Source organism: Stenotrophomonas sp. LC732 (assembly GCF_052446685.1).
GTDB lineage: Bacteria > Pseudomonadota > Gammaproteobacteria > Xanthomonadales > Xanthomonadaceae > Stenotrophomonas > Stenotrophomonas muris.
In genome coordinates, this window is the sequence record NZ_CP199214.1 from 962,789 (window position 1) to 986,888 (window position 24,100).

18 protein-coding genes are annotated in these 24,100 nt (G+C 67.1%); 5 read left to right on the forward strand and 13 right to left on the reverse strand.

Annotated features, from left to right (window positions below; all coding sequences use genetic code 11):
- Nucleotides 1-95: 95 nt before the first annotated feature.
- From mdcH to ACT6SE_RS04745, 11 genes are all read right to left on the reverse strand, one after another.
- A complete protein-coding gene (gene mdcH, locus ACT6SE_RS04695) occupies nt 96-1,016 on the reverse strand; it encodes a malonate decarboxylase subunit epsilon (protein ID WP_014646334.1) in 921 nt (306 codons plus the stop codon).
- Nucleotides 1,013-1,828: a triphosphoribosyl-dephospho-CoA synthase MdcB gene (gene mdcB, locus ACT6SE_RS04700; protein ID WP_014646335.1), complete on the reverse strand. Its 816-nt coding sequence runs from the start codon at nt 1,826-1,828 to the stop codon at nt 1,013-1,015. The genes mdcH and mdcB overlap by 4 nt, the downstream gene beginning before the upstream one ends.
- Before the next feature lie 35 nt (nt 1,829-1,863).
- On the reverse strand, nt 1,864-2,505 hold the full coding sequence (gene mdcG, locus ACT6SE_RS04705) for a malonate decarboxylase holo-[acyl-carrier-protein] synthase (protein ID WP_046429456.1): 642 nt from the start codon (nt 2,503-2,505) through the stop codon (nt 1,864-1,866).
- Entirely contained in the window at nt 2,498-3,202 is a 705-nt protein-coding gene (gene mdcE, locus ACT6SE_RS04710) for a biotin-independent malonate decarboxylase subunit gamma (protein WP_046429472.1), read from the reverse strand. Before mdcE ends, mdcG begins: the two co-directional genes overlap by 8 nt.
- Before the next feature lie 2 nt (nt 3,203-3,204).
- The gene (locus tag ACT6SE_RS04715) at nt 3,205-4,113 is read right to left on the reverse strand and encodes a biotin-independent malonate decarboxylase subunit beta (RefSeq protein ID WP_014646338.1); all 909 of its coding nucleotides are present in this window, start codon (nt 4,111-4,113) and stop codon (nt 3,205-3,207) included.
- A complete protein-coding gene (gene mdcC, locus ACT6SE_RS04720) occupies nt 4,110-4,430 on the reverse strand; it encodes a malonate decarboxylase acyl carrier protein (protein WP_014646339.1) in 321 nt (106 codons plus the stop codon). The genes ACT6SE_RS04715 and mdcC overlap by 4 nt, the downstream gene beginning before the upstream one ends.
- Before the next feature lie 10 nt (nt 4,431-4,440).
- On the reverse strand, nt 4,441-6,084 hold the full coding sequence (gene mdcA / locus ACT6SE_RS04725) for a malonate decarboxylase subunit alpha (RefSeq protein WP_046429459.1): 1,644 nt from the start codon (nt 6,082-6,084) through the stop codon (nt 4,441-4,443).
- A 181-nt stretch (nt 6,085-6,265) separates the two neighbouring features.
- Nucleotides 6,266-8,458, reverse strand: coding sequence for a TonB-dependent siderophore receptor (locus ACT6SE_RS04730; RefSeq protein ID WP_014646341.1), 2,193 nt, complete (start codon nt 8,456-8,458; stop codon nt 6,266-6,268).
- A gap of 324 nt (nt 8,459-8,782) precedes the next feature.
- Nucleotides 8,783-10,471, reverse strand: a complete 1,689-nt coding sequence (gene mqo / locus ACT6SE_RS04735) for a malate dehydrogenase (quinone) (protein ID WP_444811103.1) — start codon at nt 10,469-10,471, stop codon at nt 8,783-8,785.
- A gap of 191 nt (nt 10,472-10,662) precedes the next feature.
- A complete protein-coding gene (locus ACT6SE_RS04740; protein WP_014646343.1) occupies nt 10,663-11,109 on the reverse strand; it encodes a GNAT family N-acetyltransferase in 447 nt (148 codons plus the stop codon).
- A 185-nt stretch (nt 11,110-11,294) separates the two neighbouring features.
- Nucleotides 11,295-12,200, reverse strand: a complete 906-nt coding sequence (locus ACT6SE_RS04745) for a LysR family transcriptional regulator ArgP (protein WP_049406408.1) — start codon at nt 12,198-12,200, stop codon at nt 11,295-11,297.
- Nucleotides 12,201-12,337: 137 nt separating this feature from the next.
- On the opposite strand from ACT6SE_RS04745, the gene ACT6SE_RS04750 reads away from it, so the two are divergent.
- Nucleotides 12,338-12,973, forward strand: coding sequence for a LysE/ArgO family amino acid transporter (locus tag ACT6SE_RS04750; protein WP_046429485.1), 636 nt, complete (start codon nt 12,338-12,340; stop codon nt 12,971-12,973).
- A 161-nt stretch (nt 12,974-13,134) separates the two neighbouring features.
- Nucleotides 13,135-15,123 (forward strand): alpha/beta hydrolase family protein, encoded by a 1,989-nt coding sequence (locus ACT6SE_RS04755; protein WP_046429487.1) that lies wholly within the window; start codon nt 13,135-13,137, stop codon nt 15,121-15,123.
- A gap of 54 nt (nt 15,124-15,177) precedes the next feature.
- Here ACT6SE_RS04755 and ACT6SE_RS04760 read toward each other — a convergent pair whose 3' ends face one another.
- Both ACT6SE_RS04760 and ACT6SE_RS04765 read right to left on the reverse strand, forming a co-directional pair.
- Entirely contained in the window at nt 15,178-16,932 is a 1,755-nt protein-coding gene (locus ACT6SE_RS04760; RefSeq protein ID WP_046429489.1) for a peptide MFS transporter, read from the reverse strand.
- Nucleotides 16,933-17,041: 109 nt separating this feature from the next.
- Nucleotides 17,042-18,190, reverse strand: a complete 1,149-nt coding sequence (locus ACT6SE_RS04765; RefSeq protein ID WP_046429492.1) for a DUF1624 domain-containing protein — start codon at nt 18,188-18,190, stop codon at nt 17,042-17,044.
- 200 nt (nt 18,191-18,390) lie between these two features.
- Between ACT6SE_RS04765 and ACT6SE_RS04770 the strand changes: the two genes are divergently transcribed.
- The 3 genes from ACT6SE_RS04770 to ACT6SE_RS04780 all read left to right on the forward strand — a co-directional run bounded on the left by ACT6SE_RS04770 (nt 18,391) and on the right by ACT6SE_RS04780 (nt 24,060).
- On the forward strand, nt 18,391-20,355 hold the full coding sequence (locus ACT6SE_RS04770; protein ID WP_014646348.1) for an OPT family oligopeptide transporter: 1,965 nt from the start codon (nt 18,391-18,393) through the stop codon (nt 20,353-20,355).
- 241 nt (nt 20,356-20,596) lie between these two features.
- Nucleotides 20,597-22,675, forward strand: coding sequence for an alpha/beta hydrolase family protein (locus ACT6SE_RS04775; RefSeq protein ID WP_014646349.1), 2,079 nt, complete (start codon nt 20,597-20,599; stop codon nt 22,673-22,675).
- A gap of 140 nt (nt 22,676-22,815) precedes the next feature.
- Nucleotides 22,816-24,060 carry a DUF819 family protein gene (locus tag ACT6SE_RS04780; RefSeq protein ID WP_046429580.1) on the forward strand — a complete coding sequence of 415 codons (1,245 nt, stop codon included), beginning with the start codon at nt 22,816-22,818 and terminating at the stop codon, nt 24,058-24,060.
- Nucleotides 24,061-24,100 lie beyond the last annotated feature (40 nt).

Sequence of the window (24,100 nt, forward strand, 5' to 3'; positions counted from 1 at the left end):
CAGACACGTGACTCACGTACAGCGCGGATGGAGACCCGCCATCCCGGGGTAAGGCGACGTACGGCGTGTTGCGTGATACGTACTGCTCGAACCCGTTACTGCAGCCGTTCCAGCGCGCTGCGGACCCATGCCGCCGCGCCTTCAAGGCTCTGGAACTCTTCCACCGCGCGCACCTCGCAGCACGGATAGGCCGGCGCGACCATGCGCGCCAGCGCGTTGCCCGGGCCCAACTGCAGGAATACCCGCGCGCCGCGCTCGAAGGCCTGGCGCATCACCTGCGCCCATTCGATGGTCTGCGCCAGTTGCAACGAAAGCGTGTTGACTGCCGTTGCGCGATCCCGCACCGGTCGCGCATCGATGCCGGCCAGCAGCGGCAGGCGTGGGGCCTGCAGTGGCGATGCATCGAGTGCGGCAGCGAACGGTGCGACCGCCGCCGCCAGCAATGGTGTGTGTGCGGGCACGCGCACCGGCAGCAGACGGATGTCCGCGCCCTGCGCCCGCGCTGCATCGGCCAGCCGCTGCAACGAGGCGTGCGTGCCGCCCACGATGAAATGGTCCTGCCCGTTGGCGATGGCCACGTGCGCACCGTGCAGATCGCACAGCGGCTGCAGTACATGGCGTTCCAAGCCAAGCACCGCCTGCAGGCCTGCATCGGCGGGGCTGGCGCTGTCCATCAATCGCGCGCGCTGCGCCGCAAGGGCAAGGCAGGTGGCCGCATCGAAGCTGCCGGCAATGGCGTGCGCGGCGAGCTCGCCGATGCTGTAGCCAGCGATCAGCGTCGGCGCTGGCACGCAGTCGCGCAGTCCTTGCCACTGCGCCAGGCTGGCCGCGCACAGCAGCGGTTGCGCCTGCGCATTGTCGAAGCGGTCTTCGGCCCCAGCGGCGGAAAATACATCGCGTCCGAGCACCGTGCTGGCCAGATCAAGGATGTGGCGTGCGGCCGGAAGATCGCGCACGCGTTCGAACATCTCCGCGTGCTGGACGCCTTGGCCGGGGCAGAGCAGGGCAAGGCTCATGCGACCTCCTGCTGCAGCAGGAACCAGGCACAGGCCAGCAGGTCGGCACTGCCGCCGGGGCTCAGCCGGCGTGCGACGAATCCATCACCGATGCTGTGCAGGCGTGCCTGCCAGCCGGGTACGAAGGCGCCACCGGCATCGAGGAAGCCTCGCGCCTGTTGCTGGGCCCAGCGCAGGCCGTTGGCGCCGCCACGGTGCAGCAGGTTGAGGTCATCCACGCACGCGATCAGCTGCATCAGCGTCTGGCACATCGCGGCCTCGCGTGGCAGGCCGCTGGCCAGTGCGTGGCGCAGGACAGGCAATGCCACGTCGCGCAGCAGCGGGTAGCCGGCGGCCGCTTGTTCGCGCACGCCCTGCACGCCGTGCCGCGCGCGCGCGCGTTGGCCGGGGCTGTTCGCATCCAGAGGTGCGTCGGCGAGCTCGGCAGCCCAGCGGCGCACTTCCTGGCAGACCTGTTCGGCTGCGGCGGTACGGCCCGCGCGGTCCCGGCAGGCAGCGGAGGCGGCCACCAGCAGGCCAAGGCTGAAGACCGCGCCGCGATGAGTGTTGATGCCGGCGGTCGCGCGCAGCATCGCGATTTCGGCGGAGATGCCACACCGGCGCAAGGCATTGAAGTCCGCCTCGGCTGCACCGAGGCAGGCCACGGCGATGAAGTAGTGGCGCAGCGTGAACAGGCTGCGCAGGAACGTGCCGGCGTCCATGTCGTGGTGGCTGCCGCTGTCGAAGGGGGTGACCAACCCTGGCTTGGGTGCAAGGGCCAGTTCGGCGTGCAGGCTGGCGATGGCGAGGCGCCCCAGACGCGCGCTGTCCACGGCAGCTGGTCTGACCTCCGGTTGCACGAGGGCGTTCACGCGCTCACCCCGGTGGAGGCGAACAACGCATCACGTAGTTCCAGTGCGGCACCATCGAGGCGCTTGACCAGTACCTCGCGGGTGCGCCCGGCGTATTCGCGCCAGTTCACCGCGCCACCATCCACCAGGCACAGTTCGCCATCGACCCGATGCCCGAAGGCGCTTTCCCAGTGCTGCAGGCGCTCGACCAGCAGGTCGGCCTGGCGCGCGTCGCCCACCTGCCACAGCAGGTCGATGTCCGAGCGTGCGTGCACATAGGGCAGACCGCTGAGGTGCTGCCAGGCGAAGGCGCCGAACACGCGGGCCGGTGCAAGCCGCAGCATTGCCTGCAGTGCCGCCTGCCAATCAGCCGGAACGCCGCCGGCGAGAATCTGATCCAGGGCAGGGGGAGGCTGCAGGTGCTGGATGTCCTGCAGGGCCACGCGCAGCGCCAGCCGTTGCTTGCCTTCGCCTGGCGGCAGCGGCACCCCCAGGCGAAGCCGCGGGTCGGGATCATCCGCCGCACTGCGTGCCACCATGGCTGGCAGGCCCTGTGCGAACCATGCTGCCAGGCGCGGTTCGTGTCCAGTCACGTCAGCCCGCCAGTCGGCTTCGGCCGACAGCCAGGCCAGCGTGTGGCGGGCGGGCCGCTCAGGCATCGCCGTGGGCCACCGCAGTCGAAACCGCTGCCGCCAGGGCGCGACCGCCGCGCTGTGCGCCGCGTGCGGCACGTCGGTCGCCTTCGGCGGGTGTGCGCAGGGCCTGCAGCAGGTGCTGGGAAAGATCGCCTTCCCACAACGAGTCCACCGCACCCATCGCCACGTAGTTGGCGACGCCCGGCGCGAATACCGGCGAGCTCTGGCTGAGCGCCTGCAGCTTCTCCAGCGGTTGCTTGGTCACCCGCGCCATTGCGCGCAGGTCCATCACCCGCACCTGTGCATCGGGCAGGGCGTGGATGTGGTCGGCCATCAGGCCGAATGAGAGGAAGCCGCCACTGACGGATTCGCCGTAGACCAGGGTGATCAGGCGCGCACCACGGCGGCGTGCCAGATCGAGCGTCTGCGCGAGATGCGCAAAGTAACCACTGATGCCCAACAGTTCGTCGCGCCGCGCCAGGCGCTGTCCGGCGGTATCCACCAGCATCACGATCGGTCGCTGTGGATGAGCGCCGGTGCTGGCAAGCACGGTTTCGGCCAGTGCCAGTGCGTGGTCCACGCCGACTTCAAGTTTGTCGGCGGTACCGATCACGGTCACCTCGCCATCCTCGGTGGTGGCGCTGCCGGTCAGCACCGAATCGTTCACCGCAATGGCATGCCCACGCGGGAACAGGGCATCGAGCAGGTTCTGCAACGGCATGCTCATGGCAGGCTCCGGTCGGCGGTGGCGATGAGGAACTCATCGGTGTCGAGCAGCGGTAGTCGCTCGGGGGCTGCGATTCCTTGGCGGGCCCAGATCTCCAGGCCATCGCGGCAATCGCCCCAGGCCTGCACGCGCGCCTTCAATGCCGCATGGCGTTCCTGCAGCGCAGCCAGTGCAGTATCCGGATCGGTGCTACTGGTATCAGGCTGCAGCGCGTTGCTGGCCGCCTGCGCGAAGGCCTCGATGGCATCGGGCACCAGCACCTGTGCCTGGTCGATCAGGTAGCGGTGCTTGCCTCCCGTTACGCGCCAGACCAGCGCGCGATCGCGGGAATCGAACTCTTCCACGCCGCGCACGGTTTCGATCACTTCCGGGCCGGACAGCGACAGGCGCCCCTCTTCGGACATGATGACCGTGCTGCAGCAGCGGGCGACGATGCCCATGCCGCCGAAGGCGCCGTTGCCGCTGCCGATCAGCGCGATCACCGGCACACCCGCTGCACGCGCGTCCAGGGTGGCGCGCATGATCTCGGAAATGGCGATGAGCCCTGCATTGGCTTCGTGCAGGCGCACACCACCGGTGTCCAGCAGCAGAAGCACGCCTTCGGGATGTGTTTCGGCTGCGCGGCGCAGCAGCCCGGTCAGTTTGGCACCGTGCACTTCGCCCACGCCGCCGCCCATGAATTCACCCTGCTGCGCGGCCAGCAGCACGCGTCGGCCACGCAGCGTGGCTTCGCCGACAACGATGCCGTCGTCGAACGCCGCGGGCTGGTCGAGCTGTGCCAGGTGCGGGCTCATCATCCGCCGCGCCGGGCCGAGGAATTCCCTGAAGGAACCGGCATCGACCAGGCTGGCGATACGCTCGCGCGCATCGGCTTCGTAGTAGCTGTAGCGCTGCGTCCGGTTCATCGTGGATCTCCAGCACGCAGGGTTTCCACGGCCTGGTCCAGGCGCAGGCTGACTACCGCCGGGGTCGCACCGGCATCGTTGATCGAGATGCGTACATCGCGCAGCGGATGACGCTGTGCGAAGTCGCTGATCACCGCTTGCCACACGCTGCCGAAACCCTTCGCGGCGGTGATGATGCGCACCGTCATCGCGCCGTCCAGTGCGGCCGGCTCCAGCAGGATTTCCAGGTTGCCCGAGGCCAGCACGCCGACCAGCACCGCGTCGCGCGGAAACTGCACCGCAGTGTGCCCTTCGAATCGATAGTCGAGGGTTTCCATGCTCAGCCCCTTACCAGTTGCGGAAGCGCTTGGGCGGGTCGTACAGACCGCCGGACCAGCGCACCAGGTCCTTCACCGAACGCGCCGCCAGCAGGTCACGGCTGGCATCGCGCACGGAGATGCCAAGGTCGTCGGGACGGCGGATCACGCCGCGGTCGCGCAGGTTTTCCACCATCGCGCGGTCGCGGCCCAGGCCCACGGCGGTATAGCCGGCCACGCCACGGATCGCCTGTTCGCGCTCCTCAGGGGTGCGGCACAGCAGCAGGTTGGCAATGCCTTCCTCGGTCAGCACATGGCTGACGTCGTCGCCGTAGATCATCACCGGCGGCAGCGGCATGTTCGCGCGTTCGGCCAGTTCCCAGGCATCGAGCCGCTCGACGAAGGCCGGTGCCATGTGCTCGCGGAAGGTTTCCACCATCTGCACCACCAGCTTGCGCCCGCGCGGCATCTCGCCCGGGCGCGCGGCCTGCTGGCCGGCCTTGATCCAGGCCTCGCTGGCATGGCGGCGGCCGCGTGCGTCCGAGCCCATGTTCGGTGCGCCACCGAAGCCGGCAATGCGGTCGCGGGTGGCGGTGGAGCTGTTGCCCTGCAGGTCGATCTGCAGGGTGGAACCGATGAACATGTCGCAGGCATACAGGCCGGCGGTCTGCGAGAACGCGCGGTTGGAACGCATCGAGCCATCGGCGCCGGTGAAGAACACATCGCCTCGCGCGGCGATGTACTTCTCCATGCCCAGTTCCGAACCGAACGAATGCACCGATCTGACGAAGCCCGATTCGATTGCCGGAATCAGTGCCGGGTGGGGGTTCAACGCCCAGTGCTGGCAGATCTTTCCCTTCAGGTCGAGCGATTCGGCGTAGGTGGGGAGCAGCAGTTCGATGGCCGCCGTATCGAAGCCGATGCCATGGTTGAGGCGGTTCACGCCGTACTCGGCGTAGATGCCCTTGATCGCCATCATCGCCATCAACACCTGGATCTCGGAGATCTGCGCCGGGTCGCGGGTGAACAGCGGCTCGATGTGGTTCGGCTTCGGCGCCTGCACCACGAAGTTGACCCAGTCAGCGGGAATGTCGACGCGGGGGAGGGTGTCGACGATCTCGTTGACCTGGGCGATGACGATGCCGCCACCGAAGGCAGTGGCTTCGACGATCACCGGCGTGTCTTCGGTGTTCGGGCCGGTGTACAGGTTGCCGTGCCGGTCTGCGGCCTGCGCGGCGACCAGGGCCACGCGCGGGGTCAGGTCGATGAAGTAGCGGCCGAACAGTTCCAGGTAGGTGTGGATGGCACCGATCTGGATGCGCCCTTCAGCCACCAGGTTGGCCAGGCGCACCGACTGCGGGCCGGAGAACGAGAAGTCCAGCTTCGAAGCGATACCACGCTCGAATACATCCAGATGCGAGGGCAGCGACAGCACCGACTGCACCATGTGCAGGTCGTGCACGCGGGCCGGATCAAGATCGGCCAGGGCCTGGGCGAGGAAATCGGCCTGCTTCTGGTTGTTGCCCTCCAGGCAGACCTTGTCGCCGGGCTCCAGCAGTGTATGCAGCAGCTCGCCTACGTCGCCGGCGGCGACCTCGCGTCCCCGGGCCCACGGCGCGGCACGTTCCAGGCGGGCCTGGCGACTGCGTTCCAACGTATCCCAGCTCGGGTTCATTGACCGGCTTCCGACGGGTGTTGGAATAATTACGGCATAATTACGGCGTAGGGTGCAACCTGCAGTGCAGCAAAAGGAAAGGCCCGCACGGAGACGGGCCCATTCAGGTAGCCCACGACCGTGGTCGTGGCGGAGGGCGTGCCGACCAACGGTCGGCACCCACCTTGCACCCGTCGTTTGCTCAGAACTTCCAGCGCAGGCTGGCCGACACGAAGCGCGGCTCGCCGAAGTTGTTGTAGTCCAGGTTGGCCCAGTAGGTCTTGTCCAGCGCGTTGCGCACGCTCAGCGTCGCGGTCCAGTTGTCGCTGATGCGGTAGTTGGCGTTGAACTGCACCAGCGAATACGCCGGCTGGTTCACCGTCACCGTGCCGCCGAGCGGGTAGGCGATGTTGTAGCCCTGCACCCGGCTCTGCCACTGCAGGCCACCGCCGATGCTCAGTCGCTCCAGCGCGCCGCGCAGCTGCAGCTGGGTGTTGAGCTGCAGCAGGTCCTTGGGCGGATTGGCGTACAGCAGGTCGGTGGCGGCGCGGGTCACCTTGACGCGGGTGTAGCCGGCATTGACCGTCCAGCCCGGCAGGATCTCGCCGTTGACGTCCATCTCCCAACCGCGCGCCTTGGTGCCGTTGATGCCGATATAGGCCGAGCTGCCGTCGCTCAGCGTACCTTCCGGCACGCTCATGTCACGCACCGCGTAGTTGTCCTGCTTGGCCTCGAACACCGCCGCATTGGCGGTCAGGCGGCCATCGAACCACTGCGTCTTGATGCCCGCTTCCAGGTTCGAGCCCTGCACCGGTGCCAGCAGGTTCTCGTTGCGGTCCTTGTAGTTTTGCGGATTGAAGATCTCGGTGTAGCTGGCATAGGCCGACACGTTCGGGGTGATCTCGTAGACCAGGCCCACGTACGGAGTGACCTCATCGCTCACCTTGTATGCACCGCTGGTGCCGGTATAGGCGCCGGCAGCGTTGTACGAGCGGCTGAGCGTTTCCCAGCGGCTCAGGCGCGCACCGGCAATCAGCGACAGCGGCTCGGCCAGGCGCAGGCGGGTGGCCAGGTAGACGCCGCTCTGCGTGGTCTTGGCCACGCGGCGTGCGCCGGTGCGGGTGTAGGTCACCTCGGAGATGTCGCCGTTCCAGTTGAACACGTTGGGGATGTAGTAGCAGCGCTCACGCCCGCAGGTCGCCCAGTCGCCCGGGAAGTTCAGCGCCACGGTATGGGTGGTGCCTTCCAGGTCCGACCACTGCGCGCCGACGGTGAGGTCGTGGTCGCGGCCGAACAGCGGGAAGCTGCCGGTCAGGTAGGCATCGACATTGCGGCGGGTGTCCTTCGAATCACCGGCGGCCGCGCGCAGGTAGATGCCCGCGCCGGTCACCGGGTCCGGGTTGCCGGTGCCGTACAGGCGCACGTTCTGCACGTTGCCGCGGGTGTAGGCGGTGTTGATCTTCAGCAGCCAGTGGTCGCCGAAACGCTGTTCCAGGTTGGCGAAGGCGGTATTGCTTTCGCGCTTCCAGTAGCTCCACTTCGGCGACAGGTTGGTCGAGCGCGCCAGATGGGCGAAGTTGCCCTGGTTGTCGAAGAACGCCACGGTGCCCCAGGTCGAACCGGTCGGGTTGTTGTCCTGGGTCTGGTAGCCGACGGTAACCGTGGTGCTGTCGGTGACATCGCCTTCCAGCACCGCCATGCCGGCCATCTTGTTTTCCTTGTAGCGGTCGTAATACAGGCCACGATCGGTGTAGGCGGCGACCACGCGGCTGCGGAAGCGGCCGTCGGCGGTCAGCGGCGCGGTTACGTCCGCTTCCATGCGGCGGTAGTCCCAGCTGCCGGCGCTGACCGCGAACGACGCGTCGAATTCCTTGCCGGGGCGCTTGCGCAGCAGGTTGACCGTGGCCGACGGCACGCCGGCGCCGCTGAGCAGGCCGTTGGCACCGCGGATCACTTCGATGCGGTCGTAGAAAGCGGTGTCGTACTCCTGGTTGGTCGAGCCGCTGTAGGTGGGAATGCCGTCGACCTGGAAGTCGGTGATGGCGAAGCCGCGCGCGTAGTACAGCGGGCGTTGCGTGTCATAGAAGGACACGCTGACGCCGGTCACGTTGCGCATCACGTCATTGATGCTGAACAGCGATTCGTCCTGCAGGCGCTGCAGGCTGATCGCGGTGGCCGACTGCGGGGTTTCCTGCAGGGTGATCGGCAGGCGCGTGGTACTGGCCGGCGGCGCCGACTGTTCGGCACGCACGCTCACCCGGTCCAGGGTCTTGGCGTCGGCTGCGCCATCAGTGGCGGCGAACGCGCTGGGCGTGGCCAGCAGGGTCAACGACGAAAGCAGGGCGGCCGGCAGCAGCGCGCGGCGGGGCAGGCGGTTATCGAAGGTCAGGCACATGGTGGGCTCGAAGCGTGGAGGCGGGGAGGGGCGGCAACAGTCGTCCAGCACCCGGGGCGGCGGCTTCGGGCACGGTCAGGTCCGTCTGGGGCGAGGCGCGGTCACTGCGCAGGACGCAAATGTAAATAATTCTTAACAACATTACAATTCACGTCATTGTGCGCAGGATTCCCGGCACGGGGCATCGCTTCTGTAGAGCCGAGCGATGCTCGGCTGCTTTTTGCCGGAGCCGAGCATGGGCTCGGCTCTACAGGCGTAGCCTGCACAAACGCAAACGGCCACCCGAAGGTGGCCGTCCGTCTGCATCGAAAGGAACCTGCGGGCTTACAGCGCCTGCAGTTCCTCGTTGGCGTTGCGCTTTTCCTTGGCCGGCGCCGGAAACGCCGCCGGAGCGGGCGATGCCGCGTTCGCGTCCACCGGCACCTCCAGGTAGGGCAGCTGCAGGGTCTGGCTGGTCAGCGTGCGGATCTCGTTGACCAGCGCGGCGCTGTCGTTGAGCTTGCGCCCGTACGACGGCACGATCTCGCGCAGGCGGGTTTCCCAGCCGGCCTTCATCTGCTCCGGGAAGGCCTTGGCCATCAGGTCAAGCATGATCGGCGGCGAGGTCGACGCGCCCGGCGACGCGCCGAGCAGGGCGGCGAGGGTGTGGTCCTTGTCGGTCACGATCTCGGTACCGAACTGCAGCACCGGGCCCTTCAGCGGATCGCGCTTGATGATCTGCACGCGCTGGCCGGCGGTGACCAGCTTCCAGTCACCCGGCTTGGCATTGGGGAAGTACTTGACCAGTTCGGCCTGGCGGTCGGCATCGTTCAGGCGCGCCTGTCCCATCAGGTACTGCACCAGATCCAGGTTGTCCTTGCCCACTTCCAGCATCGGGCCAACGTTGTTGTGGGTGACCGAGGAATACAGGTCCCACCACGAGCCGTGCTTGAGGAACTTGGTGCTGTACAGCGCGAACGGCCCGAACAGGACCACCGGCTTGCCGTCCAGCTTGCGCGCATCCAGGTGCGGCACCGACATCGGCGGCGAGCCGGTCTCGGCCATGCCGTAAGCCTTCACCCCATGGCGCGAGGTCACGTCCTGGCCCTGGAAGGCCAGGAACTGGCCGCCGACCGGGAAGCCGGCGTAGTCCTTCGATTCCGGAATGCCCGACATCTGCAGCAGCTTCAGTGCGGCGCCACCGGCACCGATGAACACGAAGCGGGCGTGGGTGGTGGATTCGGTGCCGGCCTTGAGGTCCTTCACTGTCACGTTCCAGCTCTTGTCGGCGTTCTGCCGCAGCGCGCTCACTTCATGGTTCAGGTGCAGGCTGAAGTTCGGGCTGCGCTGCAGGCCGGCGGTCAGCTGGCGGGTGATCACGCCGAAGTTGACGTCGGTGCCCAGCGGCATCCAGGTCGCGGCAACCTTCTGCTTCGGGTCACGGCCTTCCATCAGCAGCGGGGCCCACTGCTTGATCTGGGCCGGATCCTCGGAGTACTGCATGCCGTAGAACAGCGGGTTCTTGACCAGGGCCTGCTGGCGCTTGTGCAGGTAGGCGATGTTGTCATCGCCCCAGACGAAGCTCATGTGCGGGGTCGGGTTGATGAAGTCGCTGGGCTGGCTCAGCCGGCCCTCCTTCACCTGGTGCGACCAGAACTGGCGCGAGACCTCGAACGATTCGGCGATGCCGACCGCGCGCTTGGTCTCGATGCTGCCGTCGGGCAGTTCCGGGGTGTAGTTCAGTTCGGCGAACGCCGAGTGGCCGGTGCCGGCGTTGTTCCAGCCATCGGAGCTTTCACCGGCGACGCCGTCGAGGCGTTCGTAGACCTGGATGTTCCAGTCCGGCTGCAGTTCCTGCAGGTAGGTGGCCAGGGTGATGCTCATGATGCCGGCGCCGACCAGCACAACATCGACGGGCTTGTCGTTGCTGGCGGCGGGCACCGAGCGCTGGGTCAGCGGCCAGTACAGGAACAGCGCGGCGGCCAGCAACAGCAGCACGAGCAGGGCGAGAAGAGCCTTGCCAAATTTCTTCATGGGGGCGGGATCGTTGGCGGAGGGGAAGGGGTCAGGATGCGCGTGGGGCAGGGAAAGGGCGTGAAGAAACAACGCCTTGCATCATCCACCGATGATTCTAACCGGATCCGGTCCTTTTTTGATGCAACGCAGCATCCGACGTTTCGCGGTGCTGCCACATGGGCGGCAGGCGATGCCCGGCGACGGTGGGATCAGACCAGCTCAAGGATCTCGTCGCCAGCCTCATCGACCCCGCCGGTCGGGCGCCAGCCCAAGCGGCGGTAGAAGCCGTGCGAGCGCGAACGCGGGTCGGCCGAGCAGGCCAGGAACAGCCGCCGGTGGCCGGCATCGCGGGTCAGGCTGACCACTTCCTGCAGCAGCTGGCGGCCGATGCCGCGGCCCTCGTAGTCCGGCAGCAGGGCCAGCACCAGCACCTCGCCGCTGTCGCGGTCGGCGAAGCAGTAGCCGGCCATGCGCTCGCCCTCCCAGGCGACGCGGCCGATCGAATCGCCTTGGGCGATGCCGGCCGCCCAGCTGTCCACAGTGATGCCCAGCTGGGCCAGCTGCTCGGCGCTGAAGGCGTTCTCGCGGGTGCGCCCACGCAGGTCGATGCAGGCAGCGGCATCCTCGGGGCGGGCATCGCGCAGGTACACGGGCATGCCGGACATCCTTGTAATGGTCGGCCCGCCAGTATCCGCATCGCGCATGGACCCGGTGTGTAGGCTTGATGGAGATCCGATGGAGCCCCGAAAAAGGGGACGGAGGGGATTAAGCCGTATTTGCCTTGGATGTCGTATTGGCCTTAAGCGACTTAATCCCCTCCGTCCCCTTTTTGCGCTGTGCGTCAGCGCTTGCGCCGGATCAATGCCGAGGATGCATCCAGCACGGCGCGGGTCAGCAGGGCCATGGTCTGCACGTCGCCCTTCCAGTGCTGCCAGTACAGCGGCACGTCTTCCCACGCGCGCTGGCGTACGTAGACCAGTCGCCCGGCATCCAGGTGCCGCTTGACCAGCGGCAATGGGTTCATCGTCCAGCCCATGCCGCCCAGGTTGGCCTGCACGAAGGCGCGCGTGGACGGAATCCACCAGGTCGGTGCGGTGCTGGGCAAGTCATCGCCGGCCATGCGCCGGGCGAAGCGCGACTGCATTTCGTCCTTGCGGTTGAACACCAGCACCGGTGCCTGCGCCAGTGCCTGCGCGGTCACGCCCTTGGCGAAGTGGCGTTCGCGGAATTCGGGGGTGCAGGTCGCTGCATAGCGGATGCTGCCCAGCGCGTGGATCTGACAGCCCTGCACCGGCTCGTCCAGCGTGGTCACCGCACCCAGCACCGTGCCCTGGCGCAGCAGTTCGACGGTGTGGTCCTGGTCCTCCACGCGCAGGTCCAGGGTGGTCCCGGTACCCTGCGCGAACTGCGCCGCGGCCTGCGGAAACCAGGTTTCCAGGCTGTCGTGGTTCACTGCCACCGGGATGCTGGCCTGGGGCAGGTCCTCGTCGGCCAGGCCCATGCGGTGCAGCGCATCGTGTTCCAGCAGGGCGGTCTGCTCGGCCAGCTGCACCAGCAACTGGCCCTCGGCAGTGGCGGTGGCCGGGGTGCCACGCTTGACCAGCAGGCGGCCGATCCGGTCCTCCAGTGCCTTGACCCGCTGCGAGATGGCCGAGGGCGTGACATTCAGCGATTGCGCGGCGCGGTCGAAGCTGCCTTCGCGGATCACCGCGGCCAGGGCGCGCAGCTGGGCGTGATCGATGCGCATCGAATTAAGCTCCGCTAATGTTGGTTTAGGAAGTTTAGCTCGTCTTTTCCATGTTGCGGCGCGACAATGGCGCCCGTTCCGGTGCTGTCCGCCTTCGCGAGGCACCGTCCCCCAAGCAATACAAGGCAGTGAATCCCATGTTCTCGGTCATCTCCGCCAGCACCGGCCTCGGTGCCTGGTTCTCTGGTGCAGCCACCGGCATCGGCCTGTTCGCCGTGGTCGGGGCCCAGAGCGCCTTCATTCTGCGCCAGGGCATCCTGCGCAAGCACATCGTGCCGGTGGTCGCCACCTGCGCGGCCATCGATGCCATCTTCATCTTTGCCAGCGTGGCCGGCCTGCGCACGCTCACTTCAGCGCTGCCGTGGCTGACCACCGCCGTGCTGTGGACCGGTGTCGCGTTCCTGGCCTGGTATGCGATGAAGTCGGCACGCCGTGCGATCGCCGGCGGCGGTGGCATGGGCGAGGCCGACAGCGACGACGGCAGCCGCCGCGCGGTGCTGATGGCCGCGGTCGGCTTCTCGCTGATCAACCCGCACTTCTGGCTGGACATGATGGTGATCGGCTCCATCGCCGAGAACTTCGGCAATGCCCGCATGGCCTTCGCTGCGGGCGTGGTCACGGCCAGCTGCCTGTGGCTGACCGCGCAGGGCCTCGGCGCACGCCTGCTGGCGCCGCTGTTCACCAAGCCCAGCACCTGGCGCGTGCTCGACGGCACCATCGCCGTGATCCTCAGCATCCTGGCCCTCATGTTGGCGGTGCACGGGGTCCACTGACCCGGCGCACGCCCCCCGAACCCACGTCCTGACTCTCTCCAAGGTAGTGGCAACGACGGCACCGGCAACGGTGCCGTCGTCTTTTCCGGCTCTGGCGGGAAACCCATTGCCCTGCCTAGAATCGGAGACCAGGACAAGGTGTCCACAGGAGCAGGGGAAGGATGCACAGGACGATTCTGGCGGCCGCACTGGCCGTCATCGGGGGCGTTGCCGCAGGCAGCGCGGGGGCGGTGGAGCTGACGCAGTACCTGCGCCGGGAGACCTTCACCGACATCAAGATCTCGCCGGGGGGCGAGTACGTAGCGGCAACGGTGCCGAGGGAGGACAGCACCGCGATCGCGATCCTGCGCCTGAAGGACAAGGAGGTGGTCGGCAGTTTCTGGCCGCCCAGCCGCAACCACGCGCAGGAATTCGATTGGGTCAGCAACGAGCGCCTGTTGATCGGCCTGGCCCAGAAGTGGGGCTCGCTCGACCAACCCAATCCCACCGGCGAACTCTATGCCATCGACGCCAACGGCAACCGCGGCGAACTGCTGGTCGGCTATCGCGTCGAAAGCAAGGGCCCGGGGACCCGCATCCAGCCGAAGAAGGTCGAAGCAGTGGCCGCCTTCCTGGCCGACGACCTGCCGGGCGACGAGCGCAACGTGCTGGTGACCGTATGGCCGCTGGCCGAGGATCCGTACACCCGCGTAGATCGCATGGATGTGACTACGGGTCGTCGCTCGCGGGTGGCGTCCTCGCCGGTACGGCGCGGCGAGTTCACCACCGACGGCGCCGGCGAAGTGCGCTTCGTGCATGGCTCGGGCAGCGACAACATCAACAAGCTGTACTTCCGCGAACGCAGTGGCGACAGCTGGAAGCTGATCAACGACGAGGCCGTCAGCAAGCGCATCGAAACCGCCCTCGGCTTCTCGGCCGATGACAGCCTGGCCTACCTCAACGTCGAGCAGACCCAGGGCCCGGACGCGATCGTCAGCTGGAACCCGCAGACCGGCGAGCGTGCCACGCTGCTGCGCGACGAGGTGGTCAATCCGTATCGGATCATCCATCGGCCCGGCACCCACGTGCCGGTGGGCGCGCTCTATCTGGGCGATACGCCGCGTACCCGGTTCTTCGACGAGAAGTCGCCGGAGGCGCGCCTGTACCGCAGCCTGGAAGCCGCCTTCGGAGGGCCGGTCTACATCACCTCCAGCACCCGCGATGGCCGTGTCGTGCTGGTGGAAACCTGGTCGGGCTCGAACCCGGGCGATTTCTACGTCTACGACACGGTGGCGCGCAAGGCTGACCACCTGATCAGCCGCAGCGACTGGATTGACGTGGACCGCAGTGCCAGCGTGAAGCCGATTGCACTGAAGGCGCGGGACGGGCTGCCGTTGCATGGCTTCCTGACCCTGCCGGCCGGCAGCAACGGCCGCAACCTGCCGATGGTGGTGATGCCGCATGGCGGTCCGTTCGACATCTTCGATTCCGGCCAGTACGACCGCGAAACCCAGATGCTGGCCGCCGCCGGGTATGCCGTGCTGCAGGTCAACTTCCGTGGTTCGGGCAATTACGGCCGGGCCCACACCCAGGCCGGTGCGCAGCAGTGGGGCGCGGCGATGCAGGACGATGTCACCGATGCCACCCGCTGGGCAATCAGCGAAGGCATCGCCGATGCTCGTCGCATCTGCATCTATGGCGCCAGCTACGGGGCCTACGCGGCGATGATGGGGGCCGCCCGCGAACCCGGGCTGTATCAGTGCGCGGCCGGCTATGTGGGGGTCTACGACCTGCCGATGATGTACACCCGTGGCGATATCCAGGACCGCGGCTCAGGCGTGACCTACCTGCGCGAATGGCTGGGTGATCCGGCCAAGCTGGGCGCGGTGTCGCCGGTGAACCTGGCCGAACGGATCAAGGTGCCGGTGTTCCTCGCGGCCGGTGGCGAAGACAAGCGTGCGCCGATCCAGCATACCGAGCGCATGGAAGCGGCGCTCAAGCGCGCCGGCACACCGGTGGAAAGCCTGTACTACAAGACCGAAGGCCACGGCTTCTACACCGAGGCGCATCGCAGCGAGTACTACGACAAGCTGCTGGCGTTCCTGGCGCGCAGCCTGGGGGGCAAGACCGCGACGACCGCGCCCGTGGCCGGCAAGGACAAGGCGCCCTGAGCTGACAGGGCGGCGGATGAATTTTCCGCCGCCCTGGTCTTCGGCACGCGGGACTTACTTCACCCCGTGCATCATCTTCTTCAGCAGCGGCGCGGCGATGAAGGCCACCAACGCGCAACCCAGGCCGATCCACATCAGCAGCCAGAACAGGTGCGCGTAGGCACCGGCGGCAGCCACCATGTCCAGCGATTCGCCTTCCGGCACCTCGATCGCGGCCAGCTTGCCGAACAGCGCGGCCAGCGTTTCCGAGAATGCGGTGGCCAGGAACCAAGTGCCCATCATCAGGCTCATCACCCGCGGCACGGCCAGCTGGGTCACCGCCGACAGGCCGACCGGCGAGAGGCACATCTCGCCGCTGGCCAGCAGGAAGTAGGCCAGCACCAGCCACCACACGCTGGCCATCTCGCCGGTAGCGCCCACCTGCTGTGCGGCCAGCGCCAGCGGCACGAACGACAGCGCGCCGATCACCAGGCCCCAGGCCGACTTCACCGGCTTGCCCGGTTCCCAGCCGCGGCGGTCCATCCACGTCCACAGCGCGGCGAAGGCCGGAGCGAGCAGCACCAGGAACAGGCCGCCGAGGTAGGTCAGCGAGCCGGCGGTCTGCGGAATCACCAGGCAGTCGCGCACCAGCAGCACCAGCATCAGTACGGCGATGGCGGCGAAGAACGTGCGCGGCGCGGCCGAGCCCGGGCGCCGTTCGGACAGGCGCGCGCTGACCACGAAGCCGAGCGGTGCCAGCAGCAGCGAGAGGATCGACCACGGCAGCGGCGTGCCGCCGGTGATCACCAGCGAGGGCACGATGTCCTTGGTCAGCAGGCGGTCGGTGAAGGTCACCCACGAGCCGTAGGACTGCTCGTACATCGTGAAGAACACCAGCGCCATGAAGATCAGCACCATCAGCGCGATCATCTGCTGGCGCTGCACCGGCGTGCATTTCGTGCCGGTGAACCAGGCGAACCAGACCAGCACGCCGCCCAACACCACCAGCATCAGCATCAGCGCCAGGCTGATTTCACCGCCCAGCGCGAATGCGCCGTTGCCGGCGGCCCACATCAGCCATGCCACCGGCAGCACGCCGAGCACCGCGCACAGATAGATGAGCCATTCGCGTGGCAGGCCCAGCACCTTCTGCTTCAGCGCCGCCGGTTGCGGCGGTTCGGCATGGCCCTGCAGGTACTTCTGGCCCCACAGGAACATCGCCAGGCCGGCCAGCATGCCGATGCCGGCCGCACCGAAACCGTACTTCCAGCCGTAGGCCTCACCGAGGAAGCCACACACCAGGGACGAGAACAGCGCGCCGAGGTTGATGCCGGCGTAGAACAGCGAAAAGCCCGAGTCGCGACGCGGGTCGTCCTTGGCGTACAGCTTGCCGACAATGGTGGAGATGTTCGGCTTCAGGAAGCCGACGCCCATGATGATCAGCGCCAGCGACAGGTAGGTCACCGCCAGCGCCGAGGTGTCGCGCACCACTTCGCCGTTCACCCGGTACGCGGCGTGGCCCTCGAAGGCCATGCCGAGGTGGCCGAGTACCAGCAGGATGCCGCCGAACAGCACTGCCCGGCGCATGCCCAGCCAGCGGTCGGCCAGCATGCCGCCGAACACCGGGATGCAGTACACCAGGCCACCGTAGGCACCGAGCAGGTCCAGGCCGGCCTTGTCGCCGAACAGGTGGTATTTGGTCAGGTACAGCAGCAACAGCGCCTTCATGCCGTAGAAGGAGAAGCGCTCCCACATTTCAGTGAAGAAGCAGACGTAGACGCCCTTGGGGTGGCCCAGGAAGTCGTCGGAAGCAGAGGCGGCAACGGTCATCGACGGCAGGGACAGCGGAAAGGGCGCGATTATAGGCCTCTGGGCCTGGGCAGGCAGCCGCCGGTGGATCCACGCCATGCAGGGATGGCGCTCCCCCGGCGGGCACCGCTCACAGGTATCGCAACCAAGGCACATCGCGCCTTCGCGCTTTGAACCGCGCGAAGGCCCGCGTCGGCGGGTACAGCACCACCGCCAGCGCACAGGCCACCAGCAGCAGGCCGCTGACCGAATCCAGGGCATACAGTTCGCCATGGGTCGGCCCCCAGGCCGCCAACGCGGCCAGGTACAGCCCTTTCAGCACGTACAGGTGCAGCAGGTAGAAGAACATCGGCGCGGCGCCGATATCGGACAGCGGGCGCAGCGCACGCGCGAGGGGCGGCCATTCGTACAAGCGCAGCAGCAACAGCCCCACGCCCAGGGTCAGCAACAGGAACTGCAATGACGGCGGGTACTTGGTGACGTTGAAGATGCTCAACCACGTGCGCAGCGTAGTGGTCTGGTACGACCAGGGAGCATCCCCATACTGGTTGGCGAACCGCAGCAGCGCGAACAGGGCCAGCGCGCTGACGCCTGCCCACAGCAGCCAGCGCTGGCGCTGCTCCGGCGCGCGCGCGCGGCCGAACCAGGGCCCCATCAGATAACCCAGCGCAATCACCCCGATCCACGGCAGTACCGGGTAGGAGGTGCGCAGGCGCAGCGCGCCGGCCTCGATCCAGTCGCGCTGGTGCAGCACTTTCCACAATAGCGCCAGCAGGCCATTGCCTTGCACCCGTAAGCCGTCGAACAGGTTGTGCCCGGCCACCACCGCGATTGCCAGCACCAGCAGGGCCGGGCGCGGCAGCCAAAGCAGCCCGGCCAGCGCGATCATGCTCAGCCCGATGGCCCAGATCACCTGCAGGTACAGCGTTTCCGGCGGCAGCTGGAAGGTCCAGGCGAAATTCACCAGGGTCAGTTCCAGTACCACCAGGAACAGCCCGCGCTTGAGCAGGAACGCAGCTGTGGCCCCGCGCGGATCCGCCTGGCGCTGGCCGTACAGCCAGGCCGACAGCCCGGTCAGCAGCACGAACACGGGGGCGCACAGGTGGGCCAGCAGACGGCAGGCGAACAGCGCAGGGGAGACCGTCGCCGCGTCCATCGGGTCGCTCACCTGGTGCTGCAGGAAGAAGGTCTCGCGCACGTGGTCCAGCAGCATCAACAGCATCACGGTGCCGCGCAGCTGGTCGATGGAGGCCAGGCGGGGGGAGGGGGAAGGGGGCATGCGATGCAGTAACAACAAGGTATCATTAAGATATAACATATCATTTACGGCGTGCCCAGCCGGACTTTGCCGGGTCGGTCGATTGCCGGTCCACGTACCGGCCCATTGCGCCGCAGCACACGCCCCCATCCTTTGGCACGCTGGACTTGATCTGCCCTGAACGCTAGCGTGGCAGGGATTTTTTGCCAGCAGGGGCTTCCATGAACCACGACGCTGCGCCCAAGCAGCTCACCTTCCGCGCAGTGGCCCTGGCCATCGTGCTGGCGGTGGTGCTGTCGGCCGCAAACGCCTACCTCGGTCTGTTCGCAGGCCTGACCATCGCCACCGCCATTCCCGCCGCGGTGATTTCCATGGGCGTGCTGCGCCTGCTGGGCGGTGGCTCCATCCTCGAGAACAACATCGTGCAGACCGGCGCCTCGGCCGGTTCATCGATCGCCGCCGGTGTGATCTTCACCATCCCGGCGCTGGTGATCATGGGCTACTGGCCGGACTTCAAGTACTGGTGGGTGCTGGGCATCGCCGGCCTCGGTGGCCTGTTGGGCGTGCTGTTCTCGGTGCCGCTGCGCCGTTCGATGATTGTCGAAGACCCGCTGCCGTTCCCGGAAGGCAAGGCTGCGGCCGAAGTGCTCAAGGCCGGTGAGAACCCGGGCCCGGGCCTGAAGATCCTCGGCCTGTCGGCGGTGATCGGTGCCTTCGTCAAGCTGGCCGCGGAAAGCGGCATGCGCCTGATTCCCGATGCCTGGGCCACCTCGGCCTACGTCGGCAGTTCCAAGGTCACCGCCTTCATCGGCACCAACCTGTCGCCGGCACTGCTGGGCGTGGGCTACATCGTCGGCCTCAACGTCGGCATCGTGGTGGTGTCCGGCTCGATCCTGACCTGGCACATCGCCATTCCGATCTACCAGGCGTTCTTCATGAACACCGACCCGGCGCTGGCCGCGTCGGTTGCCGCTGCCTCGTCCACCGAGGCCGCGTTCGCCATCTGGGGCGCGAAGATGCGCTACCTGGGCGTCGGTGCGATGCTGATCGGTGGCATCTGGACCCTGATCTCGCTGCGCAAGTCGCTGCTCAACGGCGTCAAGAGCGGCTTTGCCGCCGCCCGCAAGAGCGGTGGCCCGGTGCTGGCGCACACCGAGCGCGACCTGCCGATGAAGTGGATGCTGGTCGCCCTGGTGGTGTTCGTGCTGCCGCTGCTGGCCCTGTACCAGGCCATCGTCGGCCAGTGGCACGTGTCCATCCCGATGACCCTCATCATGATCGTCGCCGGCTTCCTGTTCGTTTCGGTCTCGGCCTACCTGGCTGGCCTGATCGGCTCGTCCAACAACCCGGTTTCGGGCATCACCATCTCCACCATCCTGTTCGCTTCGGCCGTGCTGGTGGTGCTGCTGGGCAAGGATGGCCTGCAGCCGGTCGGCGCCTTCGGCGCGCCGCTGGGCGCGGTGGCCGCGATCATGATCGGCGCGGTGGTGTGCTGTGCTGCAGCGGTCGGCGGTGACAACCTGCAGGACCTCAAGGCCGGTTACATCGTCGGTGCCACCCCGTGGAAGCAGCAGCTGATGCTGGGCATCGGTGCGTTCTCGTGCGCGCTGATCATGGCCCCGGTGCTGAACCTGCTGGCCACCGCCTACGGCATCGGCGTGAAGTCGGAGCTGCACCCGAACGCGCTGGCCGCGCCGCAGGCCAACCTGATGGCCTCGGTGGCCAAGGGCCTGTTCGGTGGTGAACTGCCGTGGACCTTCATCGGCATCGGTGCCGTGGTCGGTGCCGCCATCATCGCGTTCGACAGCTGGCTGAAGTCGCGCAACGCCCGCTTCCGCGTGCCGGTGCTGGCCGCCGCCATCGGCATCTACCTGCCGCTGGAACTGATGGTGCCGATTTTCCTCGGCGGCCTGATCGCCTACCTGGTCGAGCGCTTCCACAAGGTGCGTGCCGATGACGAAGAAGGCCGCGACCGCGTGCACAAGCCGGGCGTGCTGTTCGCCGCCGGCCTGATCACCGGCGAAGCGCTGATGGGCATCGCCATCGCGATTCCGATCGTGGTGAGCAGTCGCGCCGACGTGCTGGCCGTGCCGTTCCACCTGCCGGGCGCGCAGTGGATCGGCCTGGCCGTGCTGTTCCTGGTCGGCTGGCTGATCTACCGCACCGGCAAGCGCGCCATGGCGTAAGGGTTGGGGTCGGATCCCTTCCCGCAGGGAAGGGCTCTGACCCCGGGTTGACAGCGTCTGGGGTCAGAGCCGATTCCGTCGGAATCGGATCCGACCCCGGTGTCCCCACAAACCGCGCCACGGCGCGGTTTGCTTTTTCTGGCGGCGGGGCCGCGCCCCACCGGCGGCCATGACCGATGGCCTTGGCAGCCCCGGCCGCACGGGCCTACCATCGGTTTTTTGCCGTCCTGCGGAGACCCCGATGAAACTGCGTCATGCCCTGCTGCCACTGAGCCTGCTGGCCGCCCTGCCCAGCGTCGCCGCTGCCCGTGGCCTGGAAGTCCGCGACATGGTGGCCATGGACCGCGTCTCCGCGCCGGTACTGACCGCTGACGGCGGCACCGTGGTGTTCGCCAAGCGCAGCGTGGATGCCAACCTGAAGGCCTCCACCGCGCTGTACGCGCGCAACCTGCGTACCCGCGACGCAGCACCGCCGAAGCAGATCACCCCGGCCGGCTGGAACGTCAATTCCGCTTCGCTGTCGGCCGATGGCCAGACCGTGTATTTCCTCAGCGCCAGGAACGGCAGCCAGCAGCTGTACGCGCAGCCGGTCAGCGGCGGCGCCCCGCGCCAGCTGACCGACTTCCCGGTCGACGTGGACAGCTACCACGTGTCGCCGCAGGACGACCGCGTGCTGTTCAGCGCCGGCGTGTTCCAGGCCTGTGCCTCGGACCTGACCTGCACCGAGAAGAAGCTCAAGGACGTCGCGGGCGCCAAGGCCAGTGGAAAGGTCTTCGATTCGCTGTTCGTGCGCCACTGGGATACCTGGAACGACGGCCGCCGCAACACCCTGTTCGTCGCGCCGCTGCCGGCAGCCAAGGCCGGTCCGGTCAAGGGCGCTTCCGCGCTGAGCGCCACCATCGACGGTGATGCCCCGTCCAAGCCGTTCGGCGGCAATGATGATTTCGCGTGGTCGCCGGATGGCGCCAGCGTGGTCGCCAGCATCCGCGTGGCCGGCAAGCAGGAGCCGTGGTCGACCAACTTCGACCTGTACCGCTTCGACGCGGCGGGCAAGCAGGCGCCGGTCAACCTGACCGCCTCCAACCCGGCCTGGGATGCCGGCCCGGTGTTCAGTGCCGACGGCAAGACCCTGTTCTACCGCGCGATGAAGCGCCCGGGCTTCGAGGCTGACCGCTTCGGCCTGATGGCGATGGACCTGGCCAGTGGCAAGACCCGCGAGATCGCCCCGCAGTGGGATCGTTCGGCTGGCGGCATCACCCTGTCCGCCGACGGCGCCAGCATCTACACCACGGCCGATGACCTCGGCGAACACCCGCTGTTCCAGATCGACGTGGCCAGCGGCAAGGCCACCAAGCTGATCGGCGACGGCAGCGTGACCTCGGTCGATGTGGCCGGCAACAGCGTGGCGATCACCCGCAACAGCCTGAAGAGCAACGACCAGGTGCTGGTTGGCTTGCTGCCGGCCGCGGGCGAAGCCATCGGCGAGCTGCGCGCGCTGACCCCGGCCGCTGGTGAGGTGCTCAAGGATGTCAGCTTCGGCGACTACGAACAGTTCGAGTTCAAGGGCTGGAACAACGACACCGTGCATGGCTACGTGGTCAAGCCGCACAACTACCAGGAAGGCAAGTCGTACCCGGTCGCGTTCCTGATCCACGGCGGCCCGCAGGGCAGCTTCGGCAATGGCTGGAGCTACCGCTGGAATCCGCAGACCTACGCGGGCCAGGGCTATGCGGTGGTGATGATCGACTTCCACGGCTCCACCGGCTACGGCCAGGCGTTCACCGATGCGATCAGCCAGCACTGGGGCGACCGCCCGCTGGAAGACCTGCAGAAGGGCTGGGATGCGGCGCTGAAGAAGTATTCCTTCCTCAATGGTGACAAGGCCTGTGCGCTGGGCGCCAGCTACGGCGGCTTCATGGTCAACTGGATTGCCGGCAACTGGAACGGCCCGTTCAAGTGCCTGGTCAACCATGACGGCGTGTTCGACCAGCGCATGATGGGCTACGCCACCGAAGAACTGTGGTTCACCGAGTGGGAGCAGGGCGGTACGCCGTACCAGAAGGCGGCGAACTACGAGAAGTTCAACCCGGTCAACCACGTGGCGGACTGGAAGAAGCCGATCCTGGTCATCCACGGCCAGCAGGACTTCCGCATCCCGGTCGAGCAGGGCCTGGCCGCGTTCACCGCTGCCCAGCGCCAGGGCATCGAATCGAAGTTCCTGTACTTCCCGGATGAAAACCACTGGGTGCTGAAGCCGAACAACAGCATCCTGTGGCATGACACCGTCAATGCCTGGCTGAAGCAGCACATCGGCAACTGATGGTTGCGGCGCCGCCCTCCGGGGCGGCGCTTCTGTTTCACCATCTGCTTTACCGGTGGGTGCCGACCGTTGGTCGGCACACCTTCCTGATCTGCCGCCACCAGCAGCCGGCCAGCGGCCGGCTCTACCAGAGCGCCTGCATGCCTTCGACTGCCCTGATCCAGAACGACATCGTCGTCTTCGGTTTGATCGCCGCCACTCTTGGCGCCGTGTTCTGGACCGCCTCGCGCGAGCAGGGGCTGTGGAAGCGCTTCTATACGTTCGTGCCAGCGCTGCTGCTGTGCTACCTGATTCCCGGCATCTACAACACCGTCGGCCTGATCGACGGCCAGAACACCAAGCTCTACAACCCGATCGCGCGCGACATCCTGTTGCCGGCGGCGCTGATCCTGCTGACCCTGGCAGTGGATATCAAGGGCATCCTGCGGCTCGGCCCGAAGCTGGTACTGATGTACCTGGGCGCCTCGGCCAGCATCATGCTCGGTGCGGTGGTGGCGTTCCTGGTGATGCGCGCGATCCATCCCGACACCGTGGCCGGCGATACCTGGGCCGGCATGGCGGCACTGGCCGGCAGCTGGATCGGTGGTGGTGCCAACATGCTGGCGATGCGCGAAGTGTTCGACGTCAACGCGACCACCTTTGGCCAGTTCGCGGTGGTCGATGTCGGCGTCGGTTACGTGTGGATGGCCGCGCTGATCTTCCTGGCAGGACGTGCAGCGAAGATCGATGCACGCAGTGGCGCTGATACCTCGGCCATCGATGAACTGAAGGAGCGCATCGCGCGCTTCCAGGCCGAGCACGAGCGCATTCCCAGCCTGACCGACCTGATGCTGATCGTGGCGGTGGCCTTCGGCGGCGTCGGCCTGTCGCATGCGATCGGTGCGCCGCTGGCGGCCTGGTTCAAGGCCAACGTCAGCTGGGCGTCGCAGTTCAGCCTGGACGCGCCGTTCGTGTGGGTGGTGGTGCTGTCGACCACGCTGGGCCTGAGCCTGAGTTTCACCCGCGCACGCAACCTGGAAGGGGCGGGTGCATCGCGGCTGGGTTCGTTGCTGCTGTACTTCCTGATCGCCTGCATCGGCATGCAGATGGATCTGCTGGCGCTGCTGGATCGCCCGTGGCTGTTCCTGCTTGGCCTGATCTGGATTGCCGTGCACATCGTGCTGCTGTGGTGCCTGGGCAAGCTGCTGAAGGTGCCGTTCTTCTATTTCGCCGTCGGTTCGCAGTCGAACATCGGTGGCCCGGCCTCGGCGCCGGTGGTGGCGGCCGCGTTCCATCCGGCCCTGGCGCCGGTGGGCGTGCTGCTGGGCACGATGGGCTATGCCACCGGCACCTACCTGGCCTACATCGTCGGCATCACCCTGCGCGCACTGGCCGGGCAGGGCTGATACGGCGACGGGGTGATGGGGTCAGATCCCTTTTGCGACG